The organism is Streptomyces sp. NPDC012888 (genome assembly GCF_042900645.1).
In the GTDB taxonomy this organism is placed as follows: Bacteria; Actinomycetota; Actinomycetes; order Streptomycetales; family Streptomycetaceae; genus Streptomyces.
The window spans coordinates 1-20,303 of the sequence record NZ_JBIBBM010000008.1; the positions used below are offsets into that span (position 1 = coordinate 1).

Genomic DNA, 20,303 nt, shown 5'->3' on the forward strand with positions numbered 1-20,303 from the left:
GCCCGGTTACATTCCGAACCCGGAAGCTAAGCCTTTCAGCGCCGATGGTACTGCAGGGGGGACCCTGTGGGAGAGTAGGACGCCGCCGAACAATCTTTCAAAGGACCCTTGGTCCTCAGCGTTCACGCTGAGGACCAAGGGTCCTTTTTGTTTTTGCACGTTTTACGCCGGAGCGCGGCCATGGGCTGGTTGCGCGAGAATGACTAGCGGTACCCCGAAGACAGGAGTCACACCCATGTCCAACTCTCCCGACGATCGTCCGGAGCGCGAGCCTCGGCGCAACGACGGTGGTGACAGGGGCGGCTACCGCGGGGGCCGTGACGACCGCGGTGGTGACCGCGGCGGCTTCCGCCGTGACGACCGTGGCGGCCGTCCCAGCGGCGGCGGCTACCGCGGCGGTCGTGACGACCGCGGTGGTGACCGTCCCTCCTTCCGTCGCGATGACCGGGGCGGCGACCGTCCGTCGTACCCGCGTCGTGACGACCGTGGCGACCGTCCCAGCTACCCGCGCCGCGACGATGACCGTGGTGGATTCCGCGGCGGCCGCGACGACCGCGGTGGCCGGCCCTCCGGCGGCGGCTTCCGCCGTGACGACCGTGGCGACCGTCCCAGCTACCCGCGCCGCGACGACGACCGTGGTGGCTACCGTGGTGGCCGCGACGACCGCGGGGGCGACCGTCCGTCGTACCCGCGTCGTGACGACCGCGGTGACCGTCCCAGCTACCCGCGCCGCGACGACGACCGTGGTGGCTACCGCGGCGGCCGCGACGACCGTGGCGGCGACCGCCCGTCGTACCCCCGTCGTGACGACCGCGGCGAGCGTCCGTCCTACCCGCGCCGTGACGATGACCGTGGTGGATTCCGCGGCGGCCGCGACGACCGCGGTGGCCGGCCCTCCGGCGGCGGCTTCCGCCGTGACGACCGTGGCGACCGTCCCAGCTACCCGCGCCGTGACGACCGCGGCGGGGACCGTCCCTCCTTCCGTCGCGACGACCGCGGCGGTGACCGTCCGTCGTACCCCCGTCGCGACGACCGGGGCGACCGCCCGTCGTACCCGCGTCGCGATGACGACCGTGGTGGATTCCGTGGTGGCCGCGACGACCGCGGTGGCGACCGTCCGTCGTACCCCCGCCGCGATGACGACCGTGGTGGATTCCGTGGTGGCCGCGACGACCGTGGCGGCGACCGTCCGTCGTACCCCCGTCGCGACGACCGTGGCGACCGTCCGTCCTACCCGCGTCGTGACGACCGCGGTGACCGTCCGTCCTACCCGCGCCGTGACGACGACCGTGGTGGCTACCGCGGTGGCCGCGACGACCGCGGTGGCGACCGCCCGTCCTACCCCCGTCGTGACGACCGGGGCGGCGACCGTGGTGGGTTCCGTGGCGGCCGCGACGACCGCGGTGGCGACCGCGGTGGTTACCGCGGTGGGCGTGACGACCGCGGCGGTTACCGGGGCCGGGACGAGCGGGACCGGGACTACCGCGACCGCAGCGACCGGGAGCCCGTGAAGCGGCTGCCGATCGACGAGGACGTGACCGGCGACGAGATCGACGCCGACGTGCGCCAGGAGCTCCTCAGCCTGCCCAAGGGCCTGGCCGAGGAAGTCTCCCGCAACCTGGTCATGGTCGCCCGGCTGATCGACGAGGAGCCCGAGCAGGCGTACGCGTACTCGCGGATCGCGCTGCGGCTGGCCTCCCGCGTCGCCGCCGTCCGCGAGGCCGCCGGCTTCGCCGCGTACGCCACGCAGAAGTACAGCGAGGCGCTGGCCGAGTTCCGGGCCGCGAAGCGGATGACCGGCTCGGTCGAGCTGTGGCCCGTCATGGCCGACTGCGAGCGCGGCCTCGGCCGGCCCGAGCGGGCGCTGGCCATGGCCGGCGAGCCCGAGGTGCAGAAGCTGGACAAGTCCGGCCAGGTCGAGATGCGTCTCGTCGCGGCCGGGGCCCGTCGGGACATGGGGCAGCTGGACGCGGCCATCGTGACCCTGCAGAGCCCGGAACTGGCGTCCAACTCGGTGCAGTCCTGGACCGCCCGCCTGCGGTACGCCTACGCCGACGCGCTGCTGGCCGCCGGCCGTGAGGACGAGGCGCGCGAGTGGTTCGCCAAGACCGTCGAGGCGGACAAGGACGGGACCACGGACGCCTCCGACCGGCTCGCCGAGATGGACGGCGTCGAGTTCGTCGACGCGATGGACGCGGAGGGCGCACAGGGCGCGGAGAAGGCCGCCGCGGTCGCCGACGACATCGATGACGAGGACGACGAGGACGGGGACGACGAGGACGGGGACGACGAGGACGGGGACGACCCGGCCGAGATCGCCCGGGCCGAGGCCGCCGGCGACGTCACCGAGTACTACGACGAGGACGACGAGGAGTACGAGCCCCTGGAGCAGAACGGGGCCGACGCCGACGCCGACGTCAAGGGTGACGAGCGGGCCTGACCCGGCCGGCGCGTGAAGAAGGGCGGCATCCCCCCGGGGGTGCCGCCCTTCCGTCGTCGTGCGGGCCGGTCAGCCCCTGCCGCCGGGGCGGTCCAGGCTGCGCAGCACCAGGCCGGTGGCCGGCTTGGGCCCGAACGACGTGGACTTGCGGGGCATGGTGACGCCCTGACGGGCCAGCTCCCGCACGACCTCCTCGTGCACCGGGTGCAGCAGGACGGCCGTGCCGCCGTCCCGCTCCGCCATGGCCACGGTCGCCTCCGTGTCGTGGATGTAGCCGATGTGCTCGGGGGTGTCCGGTACGTGCCAGAGCTCGTCCAGCAGCGTCGAGTGCAGGACCGTGGCGTCCAGGCGGCGCCAGGCCTCCGGCCGGTCGTGACGGACGGTGCGGTCGATGAGCTCCGGGTCGGGGTCGGTGACCAGGTGGAAGCGGCCGTCGCCGGCCAGCAGGAAGGCGTTGCCGGCCTCCGCGGCCGGGCCGAGGGCGGCCAGCGCGGCCGGCAGCGGGCCCTCGACCTCGCGGACCCGGAACCGGCCCGTCAGCGCGGCCAGGGCGTCGGCGACTGGGAGGCGGCGCAGCAGCCGGTGGATCGCGCGTACCTGGAGCGGGTAGCGGGCCGTGTCCACGAGGAGGACCAGGCCGAAGTCCCAGGCGCCCGGCTCGGCGTGCTCGGACTGGAGGCGCAGGTACGTGGCCCAGCGGTGGTGGCCGTCCGCGATGAGGGCCTGGCGGTGGCCCAGGTCGGCGGTGACGGCGGCCAGCTCGGCGGGGTCCGTGACGGCCCACAGGCGGTGCGTGAAGCCGTCCTCGGTGGTCGTCGCCAGCAGCGGTTCGCGGGCGGCGGCCTTCTCGACGACCTTGGCGGTGTCGCCGTCGGGCTGCTCGCCGCGGTAGGTGAGCAGCAGGGGTTCGAGGTTGGCGGCGGTGGCGCGCATCAGGCCGGCCCGGTCGGTGACCACCTCCGGCATCACGTCCTCGTGGGGGAGGACGATGCCCTCGCCGGCCGGGGACAGGGCCAGGGCGCCGATGACGCCGCGCTGGAGCAGGTCGCCCCTGTGCTGTTCGTAGACGTAGAGGGCCGGCTCGGGATCGGTGCGCAGGACGCCTTCGGCCAGCCAGTCGAGCAGGGTGCGGGCGGCCTGTTCGTTCCGGGCGTCCGGGGTGGCCGCCTGGGGGAGGATGAGGCGGACGATGTTGTGCGGGTCGGCGGACTCGAGGTGGTCGAGGCCGTCCGGGCGCACGACCACGTCGTACGGAGGCGAGGTGACGGCGGCAAGGCTGCCGACGCGTTCGGGGGCGTAGCGCAAGCCGTGGAAGGGGAGCAGGCGCAGGCCGCGAGCCTCGGTTCCAGATGTGGTCATTGGTGCATGGTAAGTCGCGTCTCGGCATGCGGGATGATCGGGGGAGTGCGGGAGGATGGGGCTTCCGGACCGGAGACACGGGGTCTGACCAGCGAAGGAGCGGATGGCATGAGCCGGCAGAGCAGGACCAGGCCCGCGGGGAGCGCGCGGCGGCTCCACCAGGCGTACGACACGGCTCTGCTGGATCTCGACGGGGTGGTCTATGCGGGTGGGCGGGCCATCGGGCACGCGGTGGAGTCGCTGGCGACGGCCCGGGCCGGCGGGATGCACCTGGCGTACGTGACCAACAACGCGCTGCGGACCCCGGAGGCGGTGGCGGCGCACCTGACGGAGCTGGGCGTGCCCGCCGGAGCGGGTGACGTGATCACTTCGGCGCAGGCGGTGGCCCGGCTGATCGCCGGGCAGGTGCCCGCGGGGGCGCCGGTCCTGGTGATCGGCGGCGAGGGGCTGCGGGTGGCGCTGCGCGAGCGGGGCCTGGTGCCGGTGGAGTCGGCGGACGAGCCGGGTCTGGCGGCGGTGGTGCAGGGGTACGGGGGACCGGAGCTGCCGTGGGGGAGGTTCGCGGAGGCCTCGTACGCGATCGCGCGGGGGGTGCCGTGGTTCGCGTCCAACACCGACCTGACGATTCCCGGGGAGCGGGGGATCGGGCCGGGCAACGGGGCTGCGGTGGAGGTCGTGCGGATCGCCACGGGTGCGGAGCCGCAGGTGGCGGGGAAGCCGCTGCCGCCGATGCACCGGGAGACGATCCTGCGGACGGGGGCGGAACGGCCCCTGGTGGTCGGGGACCGGCTGGACACCGACATCGAGGGCGCGTTCCACGGCGAGGTGGACTCGCTGCTGGTGCTGACCGGGGTGACGGACGCCGCGCAGTTGCTGCGGGCACGGCCCGAGCACCGGCCCACCTACGTGGACCTGGACCTGCGGGGGCTGCTCACCGGGCAGCCGGAGGTCACCGGCGGGCCCGCGGAGGGCTTCGGCTGCGGGGGCTGGACGGCGGCCGTCCGCGACGGGGTGCTGGAGCTGGGCGGCGACGGCGAACCGGTCGACGGGCTGCGGGCGCTGTGCGCGGCGGCGTGGACGGAGGCCGGCGGGGGGAGCTGCGCGGCGGAGGCCGGCAAGGCGCTGGCCAGGCTGGACCTGTGACGGACGACCCGATCAAGAAGGGCGCAGGCTAGGCTAACCTAACCTCGTGTTGGTCGAGAGTCCCCCCGAACCGAGTACGGCGGCCGAGCCCGCCGTCGCCCCCCGCGCCCGCAACGGATCGCGTGCCGTAGGCCTGCTGGCCGCCGTCGCCGTGCTCGCCGTGGTCGCCATGACGAGCCTGGCGCTCGGCGCGAAGGCCATGCCGCTGGCCGACGTGTGGCACGGCCTGTTCCATTACTCCGGCACGCCGACGGACGTGGTGGTGCACGACCTGCGCATCCCGCGGACGCTGCTCGGGGTGCTCGTCGGAGTGGGCCTCGGCCTGTCCGGCGCGGTGATGCAGGCCCTGACGCGGAACCCGCTGGCGGAGCCCGGCATCCTCGGCGTCAACGCCGGCGCGGCGGCGGCGGTGGTCACCGCCATCACCTTCCTCGGCGTCACCTCGCTGAACGAGTACGTGTGGTTCGCGTTCGCCGGCGCCGCCGTGGTGTCCGTCGTCGTCTACGTGCTCGGCGGCAGCCGGCGGGCCACGCCCGTGCGGCTCGCCCTCGCCGGCACCGCCGCCAGCTTCGCGCTGACCGGCTACGTCAACGCCGTCATGCTGATGGACAGCAACGCGATGGACCGGGTCCGGTTCTGGACCGTCGGCTCGCTGGCCTCCGCCAACATGGAGACCGTCAAGCAGGTCGCGCCCTTCCTGATCGCGGGCATGGTGCTCGCGCTGTTCCTGGGCCGCCCGCTCAACGCGATGGCCATGGGCGACGACACCGCGCGGGCGCTGGGCGCCCACCTCGGCCGTACCCGGGTCACCGCCATGGTGGCCATCACCCTGCTGTGCGGGGCGGCGACCGCCGCCTGCGGGCCGATCGTCTTCATCGGCCTGATGATCCCGCACCTGGTCCGCATGTTCACCGGCCCCGACATGCGCTGGGTGCTCGCGTACTCGGCGGTGCTCTCGCCGGTCCTGCTGCTGGGCTCCGACATCGTCGGCCGGGTCCTCACCCGGCCCGCCGAACTCCAGGTCGGCATCGTCACCGCGCTCATCGGCGGGCCCGTCTTCATCTACCTGGTTCGGCGCAAGAGGATGGCCCAGCTGTGACCGTGAAGCCGCAGAACTCCCCGACGGGCGCGGAGTCGACGCGGTCGCCTGCCCCGGCGTCGCCGTCAGTGCCCGCGAAGCCGCGCCTGGCGAAGGGCGGGCCGCGGGCGCTGCGCACCCCCGGTGGCCTGTCCCTGCGCGTCGAACCCCGCGCCCTGGCCGTCGGCCTGATGCTCGTCGCGGCGATGCTGGCGATGGCGGTGCTGCTGATCGGCACCGGCGACTTCCGGATCGCGCCGTGGGACGTCGTCCAGACCCTGCTCGGCAACGGCGCCCCCGCCGACGAGTTCATCGTCAACGACCTGCGGCTGCCGCGGGTGCTGGTGGCGGTGCTGGTCGGCGCGGCCCTCGGCATGGCCGGTGCCGTCTTCCAGTCGGTGACCCGCAACCCCCTCGGCTCGCCCGACCTGCTCGGCTTCGGCCACGGCTCGGCCGTCGGCGCGCTCGTCGTGATCGTCGTCTTCCAGGGCGACTCCGCCCAGACCGCGCTCGGCGCGCTGGTCGGCGGCCTCGTGACCGGCGCCGCCATCTACCTCCTCGCGTACAAGCGGGGCATCAACGGCTACCGGCTGGTCCTCGTCGGCATCGGCGCCTCCGCGATGCTGATCGCGGTCATCCAGTACCTGCTCACCAAGTCCGAACTGGTCGACGCGACGCGCGCGATGATCTGGCTCACCGGCTCGCTCGGCGGCCGCGACTGGGCCCAGGTCGGGCCGCTCGCCCTGACCTGCGCGGTGCTCTTCCCGCTGGTCCTCGGCCAGGGGCGGGCGCTGCGGATGATGGAGATGGGCGACGACGCCGCGTACGCGGTGGGCGTACGGGTCGAACGCACCCGGATGCTGCTGATGCTCGCGGCGATCCTGCTGACGACGTCCGCCGCGGCCGCCGCCGGCCCGATCTCCTTCCTGGCGCTGGCCGCCCCGCAGCTGGCCCGCCGGATGACCCGCTCGCCCGGCTCCAACCTGCTGTCCGCCGCCCTGACGGGCGCCGTGCTGCTGCTGGTGTCGGATTGGGCCTCGCAGCGGGCCTTCGGCTCCGACCAGCTGCCCGTGGGCGTGGTCACCGGGCTGGTCGGCGGCGTGTACCTGCTGTGGCTGCTGGTCTCGGAGCGCAAGGCGGGCCGGATATGACGAACACCCACGGGACGGTCGCGGCCGACGCGACCGTCACGAACGAAACAGCAAGGAGTACGGACGTGCAGCGGCTGGCCGCGGAGAATGTCACCCTCGGGTACGAGCAGCGGGTCATCGCCGAGAACCTGTCGGTGGAGATCCCCGACAACTCCTTCACGGTGATCGTCGGCCCCAACGCGTGCGGCAAGTCCACGCTGCTGCGCGCCCTGTCGCGGATGCTGAAGCCGGCGGCGGGGCGGGTGCTGCTCGACGGACAGGCGATCGGCTCGCTGCCCGCGAAGAAGGTGGCGAAGACGCTGGGACTGCTGCCGCAGTCCTCGATCGCGCCGGACGGCATCACCGTGGGCGACCTGGTCTCCCGCGGCCGCTACCCGCACCAGGGGCTGCTCCGGCAGTGGTCCCCGGAGGACGAGCGCGTCGTCCGGGAGTCGATGGAGTCGACGGGCGTCGCCGAACTCGCCGACCGGGCGGTGGACGAGCTGTCCGGCGGGCAGCGGCAGCGGGTGTGGATCGCGATGGCGCTCGCCCAGCAGACGCCGTTGCTGCTGCTGGACGAGCCGACGACGTACCTCGACATCCAGCACCAGCTGGACGTGCTGGACCTGTGCGCGGAACTCCACGAGAACCAGGGGCGGACGCTGGTGGCCGTGCTGCACGACCTGAACCACGCGGCTCGGTACGCCACGCACCTGATCGCGCTGCGCGCCGGGCGCGTGGTCGCCGAGGGGCCGCCGGCCGAGGTGGTCACGGCGGAGCTGGTGGAGGAGGTGTTCGGGCTGCGCTGCCAGGTGATCGCCGACCCGGAGACGGGGACGCCGCTGGTCGTGCCGGCGGCCAGGCAGGCCCGACGGGTGGCCTAGCGGCCGGCCGGGCACGCTCGCCGGCCGGGCTCGCGGGGCTCCGCCCCGGACCCCGCGCCCCAATCGCCGGCGGGGCTGGCTTTCGCTGGGCCGGGGTCCGGCGGGGTGGTGGGGTGGGTCAGAGGAGGGCGCGGAGGCGGAGGAGGTCGCGGAAGCCCGCTTCCAGCGAGATGCGGCCGGAGGCCCAGGAGCGGGCGAAGGAGAGGCGGCCGTCGACCATCGCCACCAGGTCGTCCCCGGCCATGCGCAGCCTGATGTCCGCCTTCGCCGCCGGGGGCCCGAGCGCGACGGCGTCCACCCGGATCCGTCCGCCCTCCAGCCGCCCCGTGAAGGTGTGGTCCAGGTCGGTGATGTGGCAGCTCACCGAGCGGTCGAGCGCGGCGACGCCGCGCACGCCCTCGTCGGCACGCGCCAGACTGCCGGAGAACCGGTCGAGTGCGGCTCGGCACTCCTCGATCGTCGCCATGGTGATCCCGACCGTACCGCAGTCCGACCGGGTAGCGTCGGGTCCATGAACGACGAAGCGGACGGGCCGCTCGGGCTCGTACGGACGCCCACCGGGCACCCCGGGACCGACGCCCTGCTCGACCGGCTGGCCGACGCCGACCACCTGCCGACCGACGCCCACCTCCAGGTGTACGAGGATGTGCACAGGGGACTGCGTGACGCGCTCACCGCGCTGGACGCGCCCCCCGCACAAGGTCCGTACGAAAACAGGAGCTGAACCGAACGTGGCAGGAGTGGCACGCCGCCGCCTGGACGCCGAACTGGTACGCCGCAAGCTGGCGCGCTCCCGGGAGCACGCCGCCCAGCTGATCGCCGCCGGCCGCGTCACCGTCGGCGGCACCACCGCGACCAAGGCGGCCACCCAGGTCGAGACCAGTGCCGCCCTGGTGGTGCTGAAGGACGACAGCGACCCCGAGTACGTCTCGCGCGGCGGGCACAAGCTCGCCGGGGCGCTGGCCGCGTTCCAGCCGCTGGGGCTGCGCGTCGAAGGCCGCCGGGCGCTGGACGCGGGCGCGTCGACCGGTGGGTTCACCGACGTGCTGCTGCGCGCCGGCGTCGCCCACGTCGTCGCCGTCGACGTCGGCTACGGGCAGCTCGCCTGGTCGCTGCAGAGCGACGACCGGGTCACCGTCAAGGACCGCACGAACGTGCGGGAGCTGACCCCGGAGCAGATCGACGGGACCCCGGTGGACCTGGTCGTGGGCGACCTGTCGTTCATCTCGATCGGGCTGGTGCTGCCCGCGCTGGTGCGGTGCACCGCACCCGACGCCGACCTGGTGCTGATGGTCAAGCCGCAGTTCGAGGTGGGCAAGGAACGGCTCGGCAGCGGAGGCGTGGTCCGCAGCCCGGAGCTGCGTGCGGAGGCCGTCCGCGAGGTGGCCCGGCAGGCCGGGGAGCTGGGGCTCGGGGTGCTCGGGGTGACCGCGAGCCCGCTGCCGGGCCCCTCGGGCAACGTCGAGTACTTTCTGTGGCTGCGGGCGGGGGCACCGGCCCTCGACCCCGCGGATGTTGACCGTGCAGTGGCGGAGGGGCCGCGGTGACGAGTTCAGAGCAGACGGGCGGGGCGGGGCGGACGGTCTTCCTGCTGGCGCACACGGGGCGGCCGGCCGCCATCCGCAGCGCCGAGCTGGTGGTCCAGGGGCTGCTGCGCTGCGGACTGGGCGTACGGGTACTGGCGCACGAGGCGGCGGACCTGCCGCTGCCCCCGGAGGTGGAGCTCGTCACCGAGACCACCGAAGGGGTGCTCGACGGCTGCGAGCTGCTGATCGTGCTCGGCGGTGACGGCACGCTGCTGCGCGGCGCGGAGTTCGCCCGCGGCTCCGGCGTGCCCATGCTGGGCGTCAACCTGGGCCGGGTCGGCTTCCTCGCCGAGGCCGAACGCGACGACCTCGACAAGGTCGTCGACCGGGTCGTCACCAGGGACTACGAGGTCGAGGAGCGGATGACCCTCGACGTGATCGTCCGCACCAACGGCGACGTGGTCCACCGCGACTGGGCGCTCAACGAGGCCGCCGTCCAGAAGGTGTCCCCCGAGCGGATGCTCGAGGTCGTCCTGGAGATCGACGGGCGGCCGGTGTCCGGGTTCGGCTGTGACGGGATCGTCTGCGCGACCCCGACCGGCTCCACGGCGTACGCCTTCTCCGCGGGCGGGCCCGTGGTCTGGCCCGAGGTCGAGGCGCTGCTGATGGTGCCGATCAGCGCGCACGCGCTGTTCGCGAAGCCGCTGGTGACCTCGCCCACCTCGGTGCTGGCGGTGGAGGTGCAGACCGGCACCCCGCACGGGGTGCTGTGGTGCGACGGCCGGCGCACGGTCGAGCTGCCGCCCAGCGCCCGCGTGGAGGTGCGGCGCGGCAGCGTGCCGGTGCGGCTCGCGCGGCTGCACCACGCGGTCTTCACCGACCGCCTGGTCGCGAAGTTCGCCCTGCCCGTCGCGGGCTGGCGCGGGGCGCCGCACTAGGCACCCGCACCGGGCGCCGCCCGGCTCGCCGGCGCCGGGCGTAACCCGATCGGTGCCGGGCGGCGGGGTGAGCGCGCATGCCCGGGGTGAAACCTCGGTATGGTCGGTCCGTGCTTGAGGAGATGCGGATACGGTCGCTGGGCGTCATCGACGACGCGGTGGTCGAGCTGTCGCCCGGATTCACCGCGGTGACCGGCGAGACCGGCGCGGGCAAGACCATGGTCGTCACCAGCCTCGGGTTGCTGCTCGGAGGCCGGGCCGACCCGGGCCTGGTGCGGATCGGTTCCAAGGCCGCGGTGGTCGAGGGCCGGATCGTGATCCGGCCCGGCGCGCCCGCGGCGCTGCGGGCCGAGGAGGCCGGTGCGGAACTGGACGAGGGCGCGCTGCTGATCAGCCGTACCGTCTCCGCCGAGGGACGTTCCCGCGCCCACGTCGGCGGGCGGTCCGTGCCGGTCGGGCTGCTCGGCGAGCTCGCCGACGACCTGGTCGCCGTACACGGGCAGACGGACCAGCAGGGGCTGCTGCGTCCCGCCCGGCAGCGCCAGGCCCTCGACCGGTACGCCGGTGACGCGGTCGCCGTACCGCTGGAGAAGTACGCGGCCGCGTACCGCCGGCTGCGGGCCGTCTCCGCCGAACTGGACGAGATCACCACCCGGGCCCGGGAGCGGGCCCAGGAGGCCGACCTGCTGCGCTTCGGGCTGGACGAGGTCGCGGCGGTCGAGCCGCGGGCGGGCGAGGACGAGGAGCTGGCGGCGGAGGCCGAGCGGCTGGGCCACGCGGAGGCGCTGGCCTCGGCGGCGCAGCTGGCCCACGCGGCGCTCGCCGGCAACCCCGAAGACCCCGAGGGCACGGACGCGGGCACGCTGGTCGCGGGCGCGCACCGGGCGCTGGAGTCCGTACGCTCCCACGACGCGGCGCTCGGCGCGCTCGCCGAGCGGATCGGGGAGCTGGGCATCCTGCTCGCCGACGTGGCCGGGGAACTCGCCGGGTACGCCGACGACCTGGACGCCGATCCGCTGCGGCTGGCCGCGGTGGAGGAACGGCGGGCGGCGCTGACCCAGCTCACCCGCAAGTACGGTTCCGCGGAGAACACCGTGGCCTCCGTGCTGGAGTGGGCCGAGCGGGGCGCGGCCCGGCTGCTGGAACTCGACGGCGACGACGAGCGGATCGGCGAGCTCACCGCGGAGCGGGACGCGCTGCGGGCCGAGCTGTCCGGGCTGGCGCAGGCGCTGACCGACGCGCGGGCCGAGGCGGCGGAGCGGTTCGGGTCGGCGGTGACGGCGGAGCTGGCGTCGCTGGCGATGCCGCACGCCCGGGTGACGATCGGCATCCGGCAGACCGAGGACCCCTCGGGGGAGGGCGTCGAGGTCGGCGGGCGGCCGGTGCTGTACGGGCCGTCGGGCGCGGACGAGGTGGAGCTGCTGCTCGCCCCGCACCCGGGTGCGCAGCCGCGGCCCATTGCCAAGGGGGCGTCCGGCGGTGAGCTGTCCCGGGTCATGCTGGCGGTGGAGGTGGTCTTCGCGGGCACCGACCCCGTCCCGACGTACCTGTTCGACGAGGTCGACGCGGGCGTGGGCGGCAAGGCGGCGGTGGAGATCGGCCGGCGGCTCGCGAAGCTCGCGAAGTCGGCGCAGGTGGTCGTGGTCACGCACCTGCCGCAGGTGGCGGCGTTCGCGGATCGGCAGCTGCTGGTGGAGAAGACCAACGACGGGTCCGTGACCCGGTCCGGCGTCACCGTCCTGGAGGGCGAGGACCGGATCCGGGAGCTGTCCCGGATGCTGGCCGGCCAGGAGGACTCCGAGACGGCCCGGGCGCACGCGGAGGAACTGCTGGCCGCGGCACGCGCCGACGCGTGACCGGGGCGGGCGCGGTGTCGCCCGTGTGGGTGGTGCCCTGCCGGGTGTGAGCGGATCCCGTGCGGGGTCCGCGCCCGTGCGGGCCCGGAACGCGCGTACGGGCTGGCATCCTGGCCCACGTCGTTCGGTCCCCGTACCCGTCTTCCATACCTTCGATCAGGAGCTCCGGCCCGTGAGCAGCAACCCGGTTGCGGTCCCGCCGTACGGGCGGTCGCCGTTGCGCACCGTGCAGGTCCTGGGCGCCGGCGGCGCGGGGGCCGGCGCGGGCAGCCGCGCCCACGTCCGGTCGCTGGCCGTGGGGCTGGCCGCGCGGGGCGTACGGGTCACGGTGTGCGCGCCGGTCGACGCGGAGGGGGAGTACGACTACACGGGCGCCGGCGCGGACTTCGAACCGGCGGCGGCCGGCGCGCTGCGGGCGGCGTGCGCGGGCGCGGACGTGGTGCACGCGCACGGCCTGCAGGCCGCGGTCCGGGCGGCGGTGGCGCTGCGGGGCCGGCGGGTCCCGCTGGTGGTGACCTGGCACGGCGGCGGGCCGGCGTTAGGGGCGCGGCCGCTCGGCGGCCTGACCCGGCTGCTGGAGCGGCGGGTGGCGAAGGCCGCGGCGGTGGTGCTGGGCGCCTCCTCCGACCAGGTGGACCTGGCCCGGCGGCGGGGTGCGCGGGACGCGCGGCTGGCGCCCGTGACGGTGCCGGGGGCGCGGACCGCGCCCGCCGATCCGGGCAAGGTGCGGGCGGAACTCGGCGCGGTCGAGCGGCCGCTGGTCATCGCGGTCGGCAGCCTGGTGCCCGGCCGGGGGTACCCGGTGCTGCTGGACGCCGCGCGGACGTGGCGGCGGCTGGACCCCGTGCCGCTGCTGGTGATCGCCGGGGAGGGCCGGCTGCGGGCGGAGCTCGCCCGCCGGATCGACGCGGAAGGACTGCCGGTACGGCTGCTGGGGCGCCGGCCGGACGTGGCGGAGCTGCTGGCGGCCGCGGACGTGGCGGTGCTGCCCAGCCGGTGGGAGGCGCGGCCGCTGCTGGCGCAGGAGGCGCTGCGGGCGGGGGTGGCGCTGGTCGCGTCGGCGGTCGGGGGAGTACCGGAACTCGTCGGCGACGCGGGCGTACTGGTTCCGTACGGGGACGCGGCCGCGCTGGGGTCGGCGGTGGCGGGGCTGCTGGGCGACCCGGAGCGGAGGGCTGCGCTGGGGGAGGCCGGGCGGGCGCAGGCGGCGACGTGGCCGTCGGAGGACGACACGGTGGCGCAGGTGCTGGCGGTCTACGACGAGCTGACGGAGCCCCGCCGCTGACCGCTCCACGGGCCTGTCCAGCCTGAGCGGCGTTCGAGCGGGCCCGGGCGGAGTCCCCGCTGTGCGGGCTCGCTTCGCTGGTGGACACGGGGCTCTGCCCCGTACCCCGCGCCTCAAGCGCCCGGCGGGGCTGGTTTCGCCCGTCGTGGGCATGGCTGCGCCAGCCGGCGGCGTTCGAGCGGGCCCCGCTGAGCCTCCGCCCGGCCGGGGTCCGTCAGGACGGGGCGTGGCGGCGGGCTCGGAGGGCGAGGCTCAGGGAGAGGACGGTTTCCGGGTCGTCCAGGTCCGTGCCCAGGAGCTCCGAGATGCGGGCCAGACGGTTGTACAGGGTCTGCCGGTTCAGGTGGAGCTCGCGGGCGGTCTCCGCCTTGCGGCCCGCGTGCGCCAGGTACGTCTCCAGGGTGGGGAGCAGCGCCGGCCGCGAGGCCGCGTCGTGCGCGCGCAGCGGGCCGATCGCGCGGTCCACGAACGCCGCCAGGTCGGGGTGTTCCCGCAGCCGCCAGAGCAGCAGGTCGATGTCGAGGCGGCGGGCGTCGTACCAGGGGCGGGCCGGGAGGCCCTGCGCGGCCGTGGCGGTCTCCGCCGCGTGGCGCAGGCCCGACGACGCCGCCGCCCAGCCGCCCGCGACGCCGACGACCACCGCCGGCGGTGACCCGGCGCGGTCCAGGCCGGCCCGCTCCACCCCGGCGCGCAGGGCGGCCGCGACCCGGTCGGCGACCGTGGTCCGCTCGGACTCGTCGCGCAGGGCGACCAGCAGCGGTACCCGGCCCTCGACCGGGCGGACGCCGAGCAGGACGGGCACGCCCACCGCGGCCAGTTCCTCCAGCACCGCGCGGGCGAGCACCGCCCAGTTGCCCGACGGGCCGAGGTCCGCGGCCAGGCGCATGACGACGGGCAGCAGCGGCCCGGCCCCCGGCTTGAACCCCAGCACCCGGGCCTGCGCGGGCGCGTCCTCGGCGGAGATGCGGCCCTCCGCGAGGTCGGTGAGGAAGTCGCCGCGGCCCCGCGCGGCCAGCTCCTCCTCCTGGCGGGCCTGCATCAGGACGACCGCGAGCACCCCGGCGGTGCGCTCCGCGGCCATGCGGTGGACGGGCAGCAGGGGCGCGGTGACGCCCGCCAGGACCAGCCGGGCGCGGACCGAGCCCGTGCCGTGGCCGCCGCCGGGCACGTCGATCAGGACCGCGTTGGCGGAGGGTTCCGTCTCCCGGCCGCGCAGCCCCTCCCAGACCTGGAGCGGGTCGGCGGCGGCTTCCCCGGCGGTGCTGCCCGCCGCGTACAGGAGCTGTCCGTCCGGGGTCTCCAGGAAGACGGGGTTCTGGGTGAAGTCCGCGAGGACGTGCAGGACCTGGGGGATGCCGCCGCCGCCCAGCAGGGCCTGGGTGCACCGCCGGTGCACCTCCTCGGCCCGCTGGAGGAGGGCGTAGTGCCCGTTGACGATCTCGGTGTGGACCTCCTCCGTGACCGTCACGAAGGGCACCTCGCGGTGGAGCTGGACCAGGGGCAGGCCGGCCGTGCGGGCCGTCTCCACGATGGTGGCGGGCAGGCGGGTGAAGCGCGGCCCGAGTTCGACGACCAGCGCGGCGATGCCCCGGTCGGCGAGCCGCCGTACGAAGGCCCGCTGCTCGGCGGGGCGGGTGCCCAGCCCGAGGCCGGTGGTCAGCAGCAGTTCGCCGCCCTTGAGCAGGGAGGCGATGTTGGGGACCTCGCCCGCGTGCACCCAGCGCACCGTGCGCCCGAGCCGGTCGGCGCCGGCGACCACCTCGGGGAGGCCGCTGCGCAGACCCGGCAGTTCCAGTGCCCGTTGAACGGTGATCCCACCCTGGTTGTCCATAGCGCCGGACGCTACCGGCAGCCGTGTGCCGTGAACATCATCCCGTCGGTACGAGTCGCGTCCCGACCCGACAACTCGTCGCCCATGAAAGGCGATTATCGGACCGCGTGTCGATTGTGGCCTGTGTCACGTGCCGTCAGAGTGGGCGCCCGCGAACAGAGCGACAGGAACGAGGGCGTACGACATGAGCAGTGGTTCCCCGGCATCTCCCGGCACGGGCGAGGTGCAGCGCCTCAAGGCCGACTCCGTCGGACTGGTCGGCGTGGTGTTCATGGCGGTCGCCACCGCGGCCCCCATCACCGCGATGACCGGCAACCTCCCCATCGCGGTCGGCTTCGGCAACGGCACCGGGGCCCCCGCCGGCTACCTCTTCGCCACGCTCGTCCTGACCGTCTTCGCGGTCGGCTACGTGGCCATGGCCAAGCGGATCACCGCCGCCGGCGCCTTCTACGGCTACATCTCGCACGGCCTCGGCCGCATCGCCGGCATGGCCTCCGGGATGCTCGCGGTCCTCGCCTACATCGTCTTCGAGGCCTCCATCGTCGGCGTCTTCGCCTACTTCGCCCGGACCACCGTCCACGACCAGCTCGGCGTCGACCTCCCCTGGATCGTCTACGCCGCCGGCATGCTCGGCGTCACCGCCGTCCTCGCGCACTTCGACATCAACCTCACCGCCAAGGCGCTCGGCGTGATGCTCGTCGCGGAGATCGCCGTGCTGTTCGCCGTCGCCACCGCCGTGCTCCTCGCCGGCGGCGGCCCCGACGGCATCCCCGTCGAACCCGTCAACCCGGCCAACGCCTTCACCGGCACCTCCGCCGGCCTCGGCCTCTTCTTCGCCTTCTGGTCCTGGGTCGGCTTCGAGTCCACCGCCATGTACGGCGAGGAGTCCCGCGACCCCAAGCGCGTCATCCCCCGCGCCACCCTGGTCTCCGTCATCGGCGTCGGCCTCTTCTACATCTACGTCTCCTGGATGACCATCGCAGGCAACGGGCTCGCCAAGTCCGTCGAACTGTCCGGCTCCACCAGCCCGCTCGACCTGTTCTTCGCCCCCACCCGCGAGTTCATCGGCGCCTGGGGCGTCGACGCCTTCCAGTGGCTCCTGCTCACCGGCTCCTTCGCCTGCGGCATGGCCTTCCACCAGTGCGCCGCCCGCTACCTGTACGCCATCGGCCGCGAGGGCTTCCTGCACCCCGCGCTCGGCCGCACCCACCGCCGGCACGGCTCGCCGTACCTGGCCTCCGTCGTCCAGACCTGCATCGCCACCGCGCTCGTCGCCGGCTTCTGGCTCACCGGCCAGGACCCCTACCTGCACCTCTACACGCTGCTCGCGATCCTCGGCACGATGGCCATCCTGATCGTGCAGACCCTCTGCTCCTTCGCCGTCATCGGCTACTTCCGCAACAACCACCCCGAGGACCGGCACTGGTTCAGGACCCTCACCGCCCCCCTGCTCGGCGGCATCGGCATGACCGCCGTCGTGGTCCTGCTCGTGGTCAACATGGAGACCGCGGCCGGCGCGGCCGCCGGCTCGCTGTTCTTCAAGCTCATCCCCTGGATCGTCGGCCTCGTCTTCTTCGGCGGGCTCGCCCTCGGCCTGTGGCTGCGCGCCAAAGCCCCCGAACGCTACGAGGTCATCGGCCGCATCGTGCTGGAGGACGCCGCCGAACGCACCGCGGACCCCGAGGACACCACCCCTTCCACCGTCACCGCCTGAGGAGCCGCCGCCATGGCCCGCACGCCCGTCATGCACTCCCTCCGGCAGCTCGCCGCCGAGCACGCCGCGGCCCGCCGCCTGAAGATGCCCGTCGCCGACGTCCGGGGCCTCGGCCGCCGCGAACTGCTCGGCCGCGCCGCCGCCCTCGGCCTGGGACTCACCGCCCTCGGCGCCGGACCCGCCGTGTCCGCCACACCCGCGCACGCCGAGGTGCTGCCCGACAAGAAGCCCGTCGGCAACCCGCGCATCGCCGTCGTCGGCGCCGGCATCTCCGGTCTCACCGCCGCCCTCACCCTCAAGGACGCCGGCCTCTCCTGCACCCTCTACGAGGCCGACCCCGCCCGGGTCGGCGGCCGCATGTGGACCCAGCGCGGCCACTGGGCGTACGGCCAGACCTCCGAGATAGGCGGAGAGCTGATCGACACCAGCCACAAGAAGATCCTGGAGCTGTGCCGGCGCTTCGGCCTGCAGACCGAGGACTTCCTCGGCGGCGGACCCAACGGGGCCGAGGAAGTCCTGTGGTTCGGCGGCGAGTACTACCCCCGCCACCAGGCCGACGAGGACTTCAAGGCGGTCTACCAGGCCCTCCACCGCGACCTGGTCGAAGCCGGCGAGGTCGCCTGGAACAGCAGCACCCCGGCCGGCACCGCCCTCGACGACATGTCCCTGTACGAGTGGATCGAGACCCGGGTCCCCGGCGGCCACACCTCACGCCTCGGCCGGTTCATCGACGTCGCCTACAACGTCGAGTACGGCGCCGACACCCAGCGGCAGTCCGCCCTCGCCCTCGTCCTGCTGATGGGCTACCAGCCCAACCCCGGCAACTTCAACGTCTGGGGCCTGTCCAACGAGCGCTACCACATCACGGGCGGCAACGACCTGCTGCCGAACGCCATCGCGGCCGCCCTGCCCGCCGGCACCCTCGTCATGGGCCGCGAACTCACCGCCGTGCGCGCCGACCCCGACGGCACCCAGACCCTCACCTTCGACGACTCCGGCGCCGTCCGCACCGTCGTCGCCGACCACACCATCCTCTGCCTGCCGCTGCCCGTCCTCCAGCGCATCGACACCACCCGGGCCGGCTTCGACCCGCTGATGCGCAACCTGCTGCGCGACGCCCGCATGGGCCACTGCACCAAGCTCAACCTCCAGTTCACCGCCCGGCCCTGGCGCGGCACCGGCCCCTGGCCCGGAGTGAGCGCCGGCGACTGCTTCACCGACTCGCCCGTCCAGCAGACCTGGGACACCACCAAGGTCCAGCCCGGCACCGGAGGCATCCTCATCCAGTACGGCGGCGGCAGCCTCGCCGAGGCCCTCACCCCGGCCACCCCCTTCGCCACCCAGTCCGACCCCTACGTACGCGCCCTCGCCGACCGCATGCTCACCGGCATCGACGCCTTCTACCCGGGCACCAAGGCCGTCTGGAACGGCCGCGCCCAGCTGTCCGCCTGGCACCGCAACCCCCGCGCCCTCGGCGCCTACTCCTACTGGCCCGTCGGCTACCTCCACCGCTACGCCCGCTACGAGGGCACCGCCCAGGGCAACGTCCACATCGGCGGCGAGCACTGCTCCTACGATTTCCAGGGCTTCATGGAAGGCGGCGCCACCGAGGGCGAGCGCGCCGCCCGGGAGGTGATCGCCGCCCTCACCTGAACCGGGCCCCGCGCGGGCCCGCTCACAGCGGCCTGATGTTGTGGTTGAAGCGGAAGACGTTGTCCGGGTCGTACTTCCGCTTCACCTCGGCCAGCCGCCGCATGTTCTCCGTGCCCAGGCCCGCCACCACCCGGTCCCGGCCCTCGTCCCCGACGAAGTTCAGGTACACCGCGCCGGTGGACCACGGCCGGACGTCCGCCCGGACGTCCCGCACCCACTGCCGCGCCCGCTCGTCGTCCGCCGGGTCCGCCCACACCGCGAACGGGTGCACGGCCCAGGGCGCGTCCCGGTACGGCACCGGGTAGTCGGAGGGCCCCGACGCGATCGCGCCGCCCTGCGGGAACAGGATGTGCTGGGAGCCGGTGGGCACGGGCATCGAACCGGCCCGGCCGCAGAACACGTCCACGAACGCGTCCGGCGCCCGGGCGAGGTACTCCGCCGACCAGTAGTTCCGCATCCCCGGCGGATCGTCGAGCATGCACTGCAGGTCGGCGTACCCGATCGCCGTGACCATCTCCGCCTCGTGCGGGACCGCCAGCAGCGGCCGGGCCAGCTTCCGCAGCCGCTCCTCCGGGCCCGCGTACGTCAGCAGCATCCCGCACACCAGCCGGCCCGCCAGGTGCCCCGGCACGAACGCGTCGTCCGCCGGCCCGGTCAGGTAGATCACCGCCCCGCCCGCCTCCACCGGACCCGCCTCGATCACGTCCCGGTACGTCCGCACCACCTCGGGCCCGTACTCCGGCAGGTACAGCAGGAACGCCACGGACATGGCCGGCAGCTCGTGCAGCCGCAGCGTGAGCGACGTGGCCACGCCGAAGTTCCCGCCACCACCGTGCAGCGCCCAGAACAGCTCCGGATGGTCCCCGGCGGTCACCGTCAGGCACTCCCCGTCCGCCGTGACCAGCTCCACGCCCAGCAGGTTGTCCACGGCCAGACCGAACCTCCGGTCCAGCCAGCCGGTGCCCCCGCCGAGCACGAAACCGCCCACCCCGGTCGTCGAGACCCGCCCGCCGGTGGTCGCCAGACCGTACGGCTCGCACGCCCGGTCCAGACCGGCCATCGTCGCCCCGCCGCCGACCCGGGCCGCCCGCGCCGCCGGACGCACCGACACCTCGCGCATCCGCCGCAGGTCCACCACCAGCGCCCCGTCGCCCAGCGCGGTACCCGCCACGCCGTGCCCGCCGCCGCGCACCGCGACCGGCAGGTCCAGCTCGCGCGCGAACCGCACCGCGGTGACGACGTCCGCCTCGTCCTCGCACTGGGCGATCACGGCCGGCCGCCGGTCCACCATCGCGTTGAACACCCGGCGGGCCTCGTCGTACCCCGGGTCCCCCGGGGCCAGGACGTCACCCGACAGATCCTCGCGGAGCTCGGCCAGCGCCGTGCCCGCCTTGCCGGAGGCAGCCATGACGCGGCCCCCTTTCCCTGACGGGGGAGAAGGACCCTTCCAGGCTAGGCGGCCCCGC

The 20,303-nt window shown here is 74.5% G+C and carries 15 protein-coding genes, 1 rRNA gene and 2 pseudogenes; 14 read left to right on the forward strand and 4 right to left on the reverse strand.

Annotated elements, in window-relative coordinates; translation table 11 throughout:
- From rrf to ACFY61_RS15905, 3 genes and pseudogenes are all read left to right on the forward strand, one after another.
- Positions 1–91, forward strand: a 5S ribosomal RNA gene (gene rrf / locus ACFY61_RS15895); the annotation flags it as partial.
- A 159-nt stretch (positions 92–250) separates the two neighbouring features.
- Positions 251–1,036 (forward strand): annotated as a pseudogene (locus ACFY61_RS15900) (hypothetical protein); the annotation flags it as partial.
- Positions 1,037–1,561: 525 nt separating this feature from the next.
- Positions 1,562–2,440, forward strand: coding sequence for a hypothetical protein (locus ACFY61_RS15905; RefSeq protein ID WP_389472706.1), 879 nt, complete (start codon positions 1,562–1,564; stop codon positions 2,438–2,440).
- A gap of 69 nt (positions 2,441–2,509) precedes the next feature.
- On the opposite strand, the gene ACFY61_RS15910 is transcribed toward ACFY61_RS15905, so the two are convergent.
- Positions 2,510–3,799 (reverse strand): DUF1015 domain-containing protein, encoded by a 1,290-nt coding sequence (locus tag ACFY61_RS15910; protein ID WP_389472097.1) that lies wholly within the window; start codon positions 3,797–3,799, stop codon positions 2,510–2,512.
- Between the two features lie 108 nt (positions 3,800–3,907).
- On the opposite strand from ACFY61_RS15910, the gene ACFY61_RS15915 reads away from it, so the two are divergent.
- From ACFY61_RS15915 to ACFY61_RS15930, 4 genes are all read left to right on the forward strand, one after another.
- Positions 3,908–4,942, forward strand: coding sequence for an HAD hydrolase-like protein (locus ACFY61_RS15915; protein WP_389472100.1), 1,035 nt, complete (start codon positions 3,908–3,910; stop codon positions 4,940–4,942).
- A 46-nt stretch (positions 4,943–4,988) separates the two neighbouring features.
- On the forward strand, positions 4,989–6,041 hold the full coding sequence (locus ACFY61_RS15920; RefSeq protein WP_389472102.1) for a FecCD family ABC transporter permease: 1,053 nt from the start codon (positions 4,989–4,991) through the stop codon (positions 6,039–6,041).
- A 68-nt stretch (positions 6,042–6,109) separates the two neighbouring features.
- Positions 6,110–7,171: a FecCD family ABC transporter permease gene (locus tag ACFY61_RS15925; protein ID WP_389472709.1), complete on the forward strand. Its 1,062-nt coding sequence runs from the start codon at positions 6,110–6,112 to the stop codon at positions 7,169–7,171.
- Positions 7,168–8,034 carry an ABC transporter ATP-binding protein gene (locus ACFY61_RS15930; RefSeq protein ID WP_389472104.1) on the forward strand — a complete coding sequence of 289 codons (867 nt, stop codon included), beginning with the start codon at positions 7,168–7,170 and terminating at the stop codon, positions 8,032–8,034. The genes ACFY61_RS15925 and ACFY61_RS15930 overlap by 4 nt, the downstream gene beginning before the upstream one ends.
- Before the next feature lie 118 nt (positions 8,035–8,152).
- Here the strand turns inward: ACFY61_RS15930 and ACFY61_RS15935 are convergent, their stop codons facing one another.
- Positions 8,153–8,500 (reverse strand): SCP2 sterol-binding domain-containing protein, encoded by a 348-nt coding sequence (locus ACFY61_RS15935; RefSeq protein WP_389472106.1) that lies wholly within the window; start codon positions 8,498–8,500, stop codon positions 8,153–8,155.
- 66 nt (positions 8,501–8,566) lie between these two features.
- On the opposite strand from ACFY61_RS15935, the pseudogene ACFY61_RS15940 reads away from it, so the two are divergent.
- The 5 genes and pseudogenes from ACFY61_RS15940 to ACFY61_RS15960 all read left to right on the forward strand — a co-directional run.
- Positions 8,567–8,758, forward strand: a pseudogene (locus ACFY61_RS15940) (hypothetical protein); the annotation flags it as partial.
- 7 nt (positions 8,759–8,765) lie between these two features.
- A complete protein-coding gene (locus ACFY61_RS15945; RefSeq protein WP_389472109.1) occupies positions 8,766–9,581 on the forward strand; it encodes a TlyA family RNA methyltransferase in 816 nt (271 codons plus the stop codon).
- Positions 9,578–10,498: an NAD kinase gene (locus ACFY61_RS15950; RefSeq protein ID WP_389472111.1), complete on the forward strand. Its 921-nt coding sequence runs from the start codon at positions 9,578–9,580 to the stop codon at positions 10,496–10,498. The genes ACFY61_RS15945 and ACFY61_RS15950 overlap by 4 nt, the downstream gene beginning before the upstream one ends.
- 122 nt (positions 10,499–10,620) lie before the next feature.
- The gene (gene recN, locus ACFY61_RS15955; protein ID WP_389472712.1) at positions 10,621–12,354 is read left to right on the forward strand and encodes a DNA repair protein RecN; all 1,734 of its coding nucleotides are present in this window, start codon (positions 10,621–10,623) and stop codon (positions 12,352–12,354) included.
- Between the two features lie 172 nt (positions 12,355–12,526).
- Positions 12,527–13,639 (forward strand): glycosyltransferase family 4 protein, encoded by a 1,113-nt coding sequence (locus ACFY61_RS15960; protein ID WP_389472113.1) that lies wholly within the window; start codon positions 12,527–12,529, stop codon positions 13,637–13,639.
- A 214-nt stretch (positions 13,640–13,853) separates the two neighbouring features.
- Here the strand turns inward: ACFY61_RS15960 and ACFY61_RS15965 are convergent, their stop codons facing one another.
- Positions 13,854–15,470: a PucR family transcriptional regulator gene (locus ACFY61_RS15965; protein ID WP_389472116.1), complete on the reverse strand. Its 1,617-nt coding sequence runs from the start codon at positions 15,468–15,470 to the stop codon at positions 13,854–13,856.
- Between the two features lie 184 nt (positions 15,471–15,654).
- On the opposite strand from ACFY61_RS15965, the gene ACFY61_RS15970 reads away from it, so the two are divergent.
- The gene (locus tag ACFY61_RS15970; protein ID WP_389472119.1) at positions 15,655–17,184 is read left to right on the forward strand and encodes an APC family permease; all 1,530 of its coding nucleotides are present in this window, start codon (positions 15,655–15,657) and stop codon (positions 17,182–17,184) included.
- Between the two features lie 12 nt (positions 17,185–17,196).
- Positions 17,197–18,837 carry a flavin monoamine oxidase family protein gene (locus tag ACFY61_RS15975; RefSeq protein WP_389472121.1) on the forward strand — a complete coding sequence of 547 codons (1,641 nt, stop codon included), beginning with the start codon at positions 17,197–17,199 and terminating at the stop codon, positions 18,835–18,837.
- A 22-nt stretch (positions 18,838–18,859) separates the two neighbouring features.
- On the opposite strand, the gene ACFY61_RS15980 is transcribed toward ACFY61_RS15975, so the two are convergent.
- Positions 18,860–20,245, reverse strand: a complete 1,386-nt coding sequence (locus ACFY61_RS15980; protein ID WP_389472123.1) for an FAD-binding oxidoreductase — start codon at positions 20,243–20,245, stop codon at positions 18,860–18,862.
- Positions 20,246–20,303: the final 58 nt, after the last annotated feature.